The sequence below is a fragment of the Pseudolysinimonas sp. genome, from assembly GCF_031389465.1.
Lineage (GTDB): Bacteria > Actinomycetota > Actinomycetes > Actinomycetales > Microbacteriaceae > Pseudolysinimonas_A.
The window spans coordinates 1-8,652 of the sequence record NZ_JANMSQ010000020.1 but is presented as its reverse complement, the minus strand read 5'-3'; the positions used below and the strand labels follow the sequence as shown (position 1 = coordinate 8,652).

Below are 8,652 nucleotides of genomic sequence, written 5' to 3'. Positions count from 1 at the left end.
GTTGAGGACGCGCACCCGCTCGGGGTCGACGTCCACGCCGACGACCTCATGCCCGAGCGACGCCATCGCTGCGGCATGAACCGCTCCGAGATACCCGCATCCGATCACCGACAGCAGCACTCGCGCACCCTAACACCGCGGAGTGGCGCACGGAATTCAGCCGCGAACGTGCACGACGTCGCCGGCAGCGACGGCGACTTCCTCGCGCCCCGCGATGTCGACGACGAGACGCCCTTCGGTATCGATCCCGGTCGCCGTGCCACTGAGCACCGAGCCGTCAGGCAGATCGACGCGCACCGTGCGACCTCGAGTGGAAAGCCGAGCCGTGACGCGTTCGCGCAGCTGATCGGGGGTGCGCGCCAGGTGGCCCCGCAAAGCGGTCAGGTAGCCGGCGACGACGGCATCCGCTGCGGTCGGCGCGACGCCTTCGATCTGCAGCGAGGTCGCAGTCGGCACGGGTAGCTCCCGCTCGCTCATCGCGGTGTTGAGGCCCGCACCGACGATGACGCCGGCGGGCGTCAGTTCGGCGAGGATCCCGCAAATCTTCGCGCCATCGACGAGCACGTCGTTGGGCCATTTCAGCGCTACCCGCTCGCCGAGCACGGGAGCAAGTCCATCGACCATGGCGAGCCCCGCTGCGAGGGCGATCCAGCCACCCAGGTCGCCGGGCACGAGCGTCGAGACGGCGACGCAGGCACCCCGCGGGGCCACCCAGCTGCGATCGAGGCGGCCGCGGCCCGCCGTCTGGTCTTCGGTCAGCACTGTCGTGAACCAGTCGAGTCGGGCACCGTCAGCCGCGGAGAGGCGCGCCAGCTCGGAGTTCGTCGACGCACACGAATCGAGCTCGACGAGGCGGGGGACGGCTGCGCGTACCAACGGGAAGTCCATGGCAGCGAGCCTAGGATGTCGCTCATGCCGGACGTCGCGAGCACCCCTCGCAACGGCACCCTGCGAACCCTGGTCGTCACGCCCACCTACGACGAGGCGGGAAGCCTCGCCGATACTGTCGCCGCGATCCTCGCCGCGGTTCCCGACGTCCACGTGCTCGTCGTCGACGACGCAAGCCCCGACGGCACCGGGGCGATCGCCGACGGCCTCGCCGCGGCCGACCCCCGAGTGACCGTGCTGCACAGACCCGGCAAGCAGGGCCTCGGCCGGGCGTACGTCGCGGGCTTCCGAGTCGCCCTCGACCGCGGCTACGACGTGATCGTCGAGATGGATGCGGACGGCTCGCATCCGGCATCCGCTCTTCCCGCCCTGCTCGCCGCGCTCGGCGACGACCCCGCCATCGGGCTTGCGATCGGGTCGCGCTATGTGCCGGGCGGCGGCCTTGCCGACTGGGCCGCCGGGCGCCGCCTGCTGAGTCGCGCCGGCAACGCCTACGCCCGCGCCATGCTGCGGCTCGGCGTGCGCGACGTCACCGCGGGCTACCGGGCGTATCGCGCCGAGGTGCTGCGAGCCCTCCCCCTCGACGAGATCAACTCGCGCGGCTACTGCTTCCAGATCGACATGACGCGACGCACCCTCGACGCGGGATGGCGTATCGCGGAGCGGCCGATCGAGTTTCGGGAGCGCACGGCGGGCCGCTCCAAGATGAGCAAGGCGATCGTCGTCGAGGCGATGTGGCGGGTCACCGTGTGGGGCCTCACTCGGCTGGTGCGCCCGAAGCCGCGGGTCAGCCGGCCGACGCGCGGAGCGAACGCCACGTCCTGAGCCGGGACCGAAAACGTCGCCCGGCTCGGTTCTTCGCCCGCACTGCCGCCCGCAGAGGCATGCCCACCACCAGGGCGACCCGCCCACCGAGCGAGCGATCGGCGTCCCCGAAGGCGCGCTTCCGGTCCCAGGCGGCCCGCAGAGCACCGCCACGCGGCAGGTGCGACGAGCGACCTTCGAGCTCCCCCGCCCGACGCGCGAGCACGAGAGCTTCGAGCGTCTGGGCCCAGTCGTCGGCGACAGGGTCGTGGAAGTAGTTGTCGTTGAGCCAGCTCGGTTCGGGATGCCGGAACTCGCGCGCCACGACGGCGTCGCGGCCGCCGAACAGCCCGCTCTCCTGGAAGACCGGATTGATCAGCGAACGCCGTACGCCGAAGGTGTCGATGACGATGGCGGGGATGCGCCGGGCGAGGGCCTCGATGACGGCGGTCGACGACACTGTCACGAGCCCCGCGGCCGTGTCGAGCGCCTCCGCCATCGGTACCGCCGACACCACGAGGTTCTGCGGCACGGGTCCGAGTTCCGCGATCAGGTCGGGGTAGCCGTCGCGTTCGGGGTGCGTCTGGTTCTCGCCGGCGAGTGCGCGCACCTTGATCACCACGCGGCGCGTCGGGTCAGCGAGGGCCGCGTCCCGCAGCATCGCCGCGACGACCAGCCGGTCCTCGCGAAGGGCGGGCACGATCGCTTGAGCCGCGAAGACCAGATCCGTCCCCGACGCGGGTCGCTGCGACATGAAGGGCAGCGTCGCGAGCCCGAACCGGTGGTCCCACCCCTTCGCCCGCGAGAGTCGCGCAAACTCCCGAACCTCGCGGTGCGAGTGCAGCACCAACAGGTCGGCTTGGCGGCGATAGAGCAGCGCCTTGCGAGTCGTCGGGATCGAGATGCCCGGCAGCCCGGCAACGACCACCGGTCGCGGCACGAGGTCGGCGACGAGCCGGGTGAGCACGCGCGCGATCGGACCCGGCGTCGCGACCAGCACGGCGTCGGGTGGATCGGCGGCAAGCCGAGCTGCGACGTCAAGGAGTGCGATTCGCGACACCGCCGAGATTCCGCTGCCCGCTAGGGCCGCCGCGAGCTGGGCGTCGCTCACCACCATGGGCGAGTCCACGACGAGCAGCTCGCGGTCCCACTCCGGCGGCAGGGTGCCCGCGAGTGATGCCCCCCACTTGACGTACGAGTCCGAGTCGGCGAGTGCGACGAGCCTCACGCGGTGACCCTCGGCGCCCGTAGGGCGCGCTGACGACGCATGCTGCGCAGGTTCACGCAGTGATCCTCCGCAGCTTCGCCATCGGAGCCTCTTCACCGGGCATGATGCGCTTCACGCCGTCGCCGAGAGCCGCCTCGATGATGCGGATATCGCGGACCAGGTGCTGCAGCCCGGTCGGCTCGAGGGATGCCGCATGGTCAGAGCCCCACATCGTGCGGTCGAGGGTGATGTGCCGCTCGATCGCGCTCGCCCCAAGCGCCGCGGCGGCGAGCGAGATCTGCAGGCCCGGCTCGTGCCCCGAGTAGCCGACCGGCACGCCGGGGAACGCGGCGCGGAGCGTCGCGAGCATCCGCAGGTTCGCCTCCTCGGCAGGCATCGGGTAGGTCGAGGTCGCGTGCAGCAGCACGAGGTTCTCTACTCCGAGCACATCGACGGCTACCTCGATCTGGTCCATCGTCGACATCCCGGTCGAGAGGATGATCGGCTTGCCGGTCGCGGCGAGGGCGCGCAACAGCTCGAGGTCGGTGACGGATGCCGACGCGACCTTGTGGGCGACGACGTTGAGGTCTTCCAGGAACTCGACGCTCGGCACATCCCACGGTGAGGCGAACCAGTCGAGGCCGCGCAAAGTCGCGTGGTCGCCGATCTCGATGTACTGGTCGCGGTCGAACTCGACGCGGTAGCGGTACTCGAGGTAGCTCATGGTGCCCCACGGGGTCTCGCGCGGGACATCGCGCATGTGCGCGGGCGTCGAGATCTCGGGGGTGCGCTTCTGGAACTTCACGGCCTGCGCGCCCGCGTCGGCGGCGACGTCGATGAGTCGCTTGGCGATCTCGACATCCCCGTTGTGGTTGAGGCCGATCTCGGCGATGACGTAGGCCGCGAGGCCCTCGCCGATGCCGTGTGATCCGATGACGACGTTCATGGTGTTCTCCTCGTGGTATTCGCTGTGGTTGCGGTGCGGGCGGTTCGTTCACGGGCGGCGAGGATACGTTCCGCCGCCTCGCGGACCGCCCCCCTCCCGCCGGGGCTTCCGAGCACGAGCCGCGCCGCGGCGAGCACGCGCGGGTGCGCGTCGGGGACGGCGAGTGGCCACCCCACGAGCTCGAGGCAAGCGAGATCGTTGACGTCATTGCCGAGATACGCGACGCGGTCGAGATCGAGCTGACGCTCCGCCGCCCAGGCGCGCAACACCGCGGCCTTGTCACCGAGCCCCTGCCGCACGTCGACGCCGAGCTTGGCGGCGCGGGCGCCCACCACCGGATTGGTCTCGGTCGACAGGATGAGGGTTGGCACTCCCGCAGCGCGGAGTAGGGCGACGCCCATCCCATCCCCGCGGTTGACGCTCACATACTCGCTGCCGTCCTGCCCGACCAGCACCGAGTCGTCGGTGTGCACCCCGTCGAAGTCGGTGACCAGGGCGTCAACGTCGAGCGCCGCCGCCGGAGAAACGAGTGGGGCGATCGCGTTCGCCAGCCGCAATTGCTCCGCGGTGTCGATCTCGAGCGCGTGCCGTTCCTCGACGAGCGCGACCCCGGTGCGGCCGAAGAAGCGGTGTCGGGCCACCCGGAAACCCGCTGCGTCGAGCACGTAGAAGGCGCCGGTCTCCAAATACTCGGGCGAACGGTCCTGGCGGCGCGGCCGGGCTGCGGGGTCGTGGTTGATGCCCGTCATGCCGTCCGCGCCGTGGCGCCAGAGGAAACCCCACGACTCGACGGCCGAGAACACCGCGTCCTCCGACCCGGCGGCGACCCGGCCGATCGCATCGTCGAGGTCGGCAGAATCGATGAACGGCGACGTCGCCTGGAGGAACACGAGGATGTCGGCCTCGACGCCGCGCGCCCGCAAGGTGTCCAAGGCGTGCAGCAGAGCCGACTCGCTCGAGGCCTCATCGCCGGCGATTGCGGCCGGTCGGTCGATGACCTCAGCACCCCACTCCCGCGCCACCGCGGCGATTTCGGCGTCGTCGGTCGACACCACGACCCGATCGATACCCGTCGCCCCCCGAGCGGCGGCAACGGCCCGGCCGACGAGCGGCATCCCCCCCACGCGGCGGAGGTTCTTGCCCGGAACTCCTTTCGACCCGCCGCGAGCCGGGATGACGGCGACGACCTCGCCACTCGACTTCGGACGCGCGGTCACCCCGAACGCTCCACGGAACGGGGCGGATTCAGAACGTGGGCGAGCGTCGAGTCGGCACTTGACCCCGATGACCGGATCTCGAGGCCGTCCAGACCAGCCAGGAAGAGTTCCACCGGAAGCCCGGGCTCGATCACCGTGACCCCGGGGATGCTGCGAATCGCGTCGACCTCCTGGGCGGGCTCGCGGCGGTGCGGCAGGTAGACGGCACCCCCGGACGCCGCGAAGCGGGCGACCTCCGCCAGGTGTTCCGCGCGGTCGAGCAACCCGTCGGCGACCCGCGCAGTTCCGAGCAGCACGTGGTTTCCGGGCAACCGCGGCGGCCGCGCGCTGCGGCGGGTCCACACGAACCGGTTGGCGCGCAGCCGCACCCCGAGCGCCGCGGCAGCGCGGAACTCTGCTCGCTCGGTGCCGAAGACGCTGAAGAACACCAAGCTCCCGCGGGCGGCGAGGCGCAGCAGGTGGTCGCGGGCGAGATCGCCGAGCAGCCCGCGGAGACCCGAGGGGCGCTGCTCAGGTCGCTCGAACGCGCACTGGCCGGCGAGCGCCGCAGCGAGGTGCAGGCTCATCGTGCCGTCGTCGAGTAGCGTCACGGCTTTCGGGCGCAGCACGGCAGCCGCGAGGCGGAACTGCCCCGAGAGCCCATCACCGACGATCCACTCGGACGCGCGCGCCAGTTCGTTCCAGGGGATGCCGAGGTATGGGATGCACGCCGCGAAGTTGGCGCCCCGGGCGAGCAGCTCCGCCGCGGTCTCCGGCATCTGCGGGCCGAGGCGGAAGACGACTCGCATCCTTACCCCGCGCTCAGCGGCGAGCTCGGCTGCCGACACGAACTGCAGCGGCGACTCCACCCACACCACCGGGTAACCCGAAATCACGTTCGCCTCATCCCCCCGCTTGCTGAAGGCGGGTACTGCCCACGCTCAACCCGGACGGTTGACGGCATCCGTCAGCTAGGTGTCCTCCCGATGAACCGGACGTGACGTGTCCTCCCCGGCGGAGCCGGCAGCCGCTTCTCCCCCACAGATCGACTTCCAGCTGTGCAGTGCACAATGGATGGGTGATCGACGTGACCGAGCCGCAGGTCTGGGTGCTCATCGGCGTGTTCGCGACTGCGGTATTCGGGATGCTGACCTGGCAGACGATCAGCTTCAATCGCGCGCTCAAGTCATCGATCGACGGCCTCGCCGCACGAATCGACGGGCGCTTCGCCGCAGTCGACGCGAAGCTCGACGGACTCGATCGCGACGTGCAGGCGCTCACCCGACACGTCTTCGGCACCGATCCGCGCTGAGTCCTTTGGAGGTTCCTGCCAAGGGACACCCGCGAGCGATCGGTAGGCTGAGGGCCGTGACCGACGCCGCCTCCACACCCGCGCCCGACCTGACGACGACCGCCGGGAAGCTCGCTGACCTCAAGGTCCGGTACCACGAAGCCGTCACCGCCAGTGGGGCCGCAGCGATCGAAAAGCAGCACGCGAAGGGCAAGAAGACCGCGCGCGAGCGCATCGAACAACTGCTCGATCAGGGCTCGTTTGTTGAACTCGACGAGTTCGTGCGGCACCGCACCAACTCGTTCGGCATGGACAAGAACCGACCCTACGGCGACGCGGTCGTCACGGGCACCGGCACCATCCACGGTCGCCAGGTCGCGGTGTACTCGCAGGACTTCACGATCTTCGGCGGTTCGCTCGGCGAGGTCGCGGGCGAGAAGATCATCAAGGTCATGGAGCTCGCACTCAGAACGGGAGTGCCGATCATCGGGATGCTCGACTCCGGTGGTGCGCGCATCCAGGAGGGCGTCGTCGCCCTCGGCAAGTACGGCGAGATCTTCCGGCTCAACACCGCCTCGTCGGGCGTCATCCCGCAGCTCTCGATCATCATGGGTCCGGCTGCGGGCGGCGCCGTCTACGGGCCAGCCCTCACCGACTTCGTGATCATGGTCGACAAGACTTCCCAGATGTTCGTCACCGGCCCCGACGTCATCAAGACCGTCACGGGCGAAGACGTCGGAATGGATGAACTCGGCGGCGCGCGCACGCACAACCAGCGCACCGGCGTCTCGCACTACCTCGCCGACGACGAAGACGACGCCCTCGACTACGCGCGGGCGCTCATCTCGTTCCTGCCCGACAACAACCTCGTCGAGGCCCCGGTCTATGAGTCGGAGACCGAACTCGAGATCACCGACGCCGACCGCCGGCTGAACACGATCATCCCGGACTCAGCCAACCAGCCGTACGACATGCGATCGATCATCGAGCTGCTCGTCGACAACAACGACTTCCTCGAAGTACAGCCGCTGTTCGCCCCCAACATCCTGATCGGTTTCGGTCGTTTCGAAGGGCGCAGCGTCGGCATCATCGCCAACCAGCCGCAGGCGATGGCCGGCACACTCAACATCGACGCCGGCGAGAAAGCCGCCCGGTTCGTGCGGTTCTGCGACGCCTTCTCGATTCCCATCCTCACCCTCGTCGACGTTCCCGGTTACCTCCCAGTACCGACCAGGAGTGGACGGGCGTCATCCGCCGCGGCGCGAAACTGCTCTACGCCTACGCGGAGGCCACGGTGCCGTTGGTCACGGTCATCACCCGTAAGGCCTACGGTGGCGCCTACATCGTGTTGGGTTCCAAGCTGCTCGGTGCCGACCTCAACTTCGCCTGGCCGACTGCCGAGATCGCGGTGATGGGCGGTCAGGGTGCGGTCAACATCCTCTACCGCGGCGACCTGAAGAAGGCCGAAGAGGCCGGAGAGGATGTCGCCGCCGTGCGCACCCGCCTCGCCAATGAATACACCTACAACGTCGCCTCGCCGTTCCTTGCGGCCGAGCGCGGCGAGCTCGACGGCATCATCGAGCCGGCCGCGACCCGGGTCGCGATCGTCAAAGCGCTCAGGGCGCTGCGTACCAAGCGGGCCACGCAGCCGCCGAAGAAGCACGGGAACATCCCGCTGTGACCAGCCCCGAGATCCGCATCCTCGGCGGGCAGGCGACGGCTGAAGAGATCGCGGCGGCCACTGCCGTGCTCACCGCCGCCCTCGACGAGCTCGCGGGCGAGAGCCGGCGTCGCGGCGAGTCGGGCCTCACCGCCTGGCAGGTAAGTCAACGCCCGGTGCGGAAGCCGCTGCCGCACGGGGCGTGGCGCAACTTCGAAGCCTGACCCGCGAACACGACGGAATTCGTCGTCACCGCACGCGATTCGGTCGAATCCATGCTTTTGGTCGGTCCAACTCGACGGTGTTGTCCCCCGATTGGGCTGCTGAATTCGTAGAATTGCCCACTGATTTCCTCAACGCCCGGCAACGGCTGTCCCCCGAAATGATGACTTGGCGACATTCGGCTTCGCCGGTAGCTTGTCTCCTGAAGGTGCATCTCTTTCAGAGATCCACCGCCATGGGTCGGCGTCAAGGGTAAGCGTGCCGATCATGTGGGGGCGAGTCAGGGCGATATTCGGGTTGTCGCCCTGACTCGATTATTGGACGGGGCCGGATCTGCTGAAGATCCGGCCCCGTATCCTCTTCCGCCTCGAACACAGCGGTCGTCCCGGGCGGCGACAACGGCATCCCCACCGGCATTAGAGTTGTCGCGACCTGCCC

The 8,652-nt window shown here is 69.3% G+C and carries 9 protein-coding genes and 1 pseudogene; 4 read left to right on the top strand and 6 right to left on the bottom strand.

Annotated elements, in window-relative coordinates:
* Together RMO30_RS00705 and RMO30_RS00700 are read right to left on the bottom strand one after the other, a co-directional pair.
* Positions 1–120: 3-hydroxyacyl-CoA dehydrogenase NAD-binding domain-containing protein (locus RMO30_RS00705; protein WP_309708164.1), on the bottom strand; the 120-nt coding region annotated here is incomplete at its 3' end.
* A 36-nt stretch (positions 121–156) separates the two neighbouring features.
* The gene (locus RMO30_RS00700; RefSeq protein ID WP_309708161.1) at positions 157–888 is read right to left on the bottom strand and encodes a biotin--[acetyl-CoA-carboxylase] ligase; all 732 of its coding nucleotides are present in this window, start codon (positions 886–888) and stop codon (positions 157–159) included.
* Positions 889–912: 24 nt separating this feature from the next.
* Here RMO30_RS00700 and RMO30_RS00695 point away from each other — a divergent pair, with 24 nt between their 5' ends.
* A complete protein-coding gene (locus tag RMO30_RS00695; RefSeq protein WP_309708158.1) occupies positions 913–1,713 on the top strand; it encodes a polyprenol monophosphomannose synthase in 801 nt (266 codons plus the stop codon).
* Here the strand turns inward: RMO30_RS00695 and RMO30_RS00690 are convergent.
* From RMO30_RS00690 to RMO30_RS00675, 4 genes are read right to left on the bottom strand one after another with little or no spacing between them, the layout of a single operon-like run.
* On the bottom strand, positions 1,676–2,920 hold the full coding sequence (locus RMO30_RS00690) for a DUF6716 putative glycosyltransferase (protein ID WP_309708155.1): 1,245 nt from the start codon (positions 2,918–2,920) through the stop codon (positions 1,676–1,678). The genes RMO30_RS00695 and RMO30_RS00690 overlap by 38 nt on opposite strands.
* Before the next feature lie 52 nt (positions 2,921–2,972).
* Positions 2,973–3,845 carry an N-acetylneuraminate synthase family protein gene (locus RMO30_RS00685; protein ID WP_309708152.1) on the bottom strand — a complete coding sequence of 291 codons (873 nt, stop codon included), beginning with the start codon at positions 3,843–3,845 and terminating at the stop codon, positions 2,973–2,975.
* Positions 3,842–5,062 carry an acylneuraminate cytidylyltransferase gene (locus RMO30_RS00680; RefSeq protein WP_309708149.1) on the bottom strand — a complete coding sequence of 407 codons (1,221 nt, stop codon included), beginning with the start codon at positions 5,060–5,062 and terminating at the stop codon, positions 3,842–3,844. The genes RMO30_RS00685 and RMO30_RS00680 overlap by 4 nt, the downstream gene beginning before the upstream one ends.
* Entirely contained in the window at positions 5,059–5,937 is an 879-nt protein-coding gene (locus RMO30_RS00675) for a hypothetical protein (RefSeq protein WP_309708146.1), read from the bottom strand. Before RMO30_RS00675 ends, RMO30_RS00680 begins: the two co-directional genes overlap by 4 nt.
* 182 nt (positions 5,938–6,119) lie before the next feature.
* Here RMO30_RS00675 and RMO30_RS00670 point away from each other — a divergent pair, with 182 nt between their 5' ends.
* The 3 genes and pseudogenes from RMO30_RS00670 to RMO30_RS00660 all read left to right on the top strand — a co-directional run bounded on the left by RMO30_RS00670 (position 6,120) and on the right by RMO30_RS00660 (position 8,216).
* A complete protein-coding gene (locus RMO30_RS00670) occupies positions 6,120–6,353 on the top strand; it encodes a hypothetical protein (RefSeq protein ID WP_309708143.1) in 234 nt (77 codons plus the stop codon).
* A 47-nt stretch (positions 6,354–6,400) separates the two neighbouring features.
* Positions 6,401–8,013: pseudogene (locus tag RMO30_RS00665) on the top strand (acyl-CoA carboxylase subunit beta).
* Entirely contained in the window at positions 8,010–8,216 is a 207-nt protein-coding gene (locus RMO30_RS00660; protein WP_309708140.1) for an acyl-CoA carboxylase epsilon subunit, read from the top strand. Before RMO30_RS00665 ends, RMO30_RS00660 begins: the two are co-directional and overlap by 4 nt.
* Positions 8,217–8,652: the final 436 nt, after the last annotated feature.

Bases quoted from the DNA above. Each gene is read 5' to 3' on its own strand.
- RMO30_RS00700 (WP_309708161.1), bottom strand. From the start codon at position 888: ATGGACTTCCCGTTGGTACGCGCAGCCGTCCCCCGCCTCGTCGAGCTC.
- RMO30_RS00695 (WP_309708158.1), top strand. From the start codon at position 913: ATGCCGGACGTCGCGAGCACCCCTCGCAACGGCACCCTGCGAACCCTG.
- RMO30_RS00685 (WP_309708152.1), bottom strand. From the start codon at position 3,845: ATGAACGTCGTCATCGGATCACACGGCATCGGCGAGGGCCTCGCGGCC.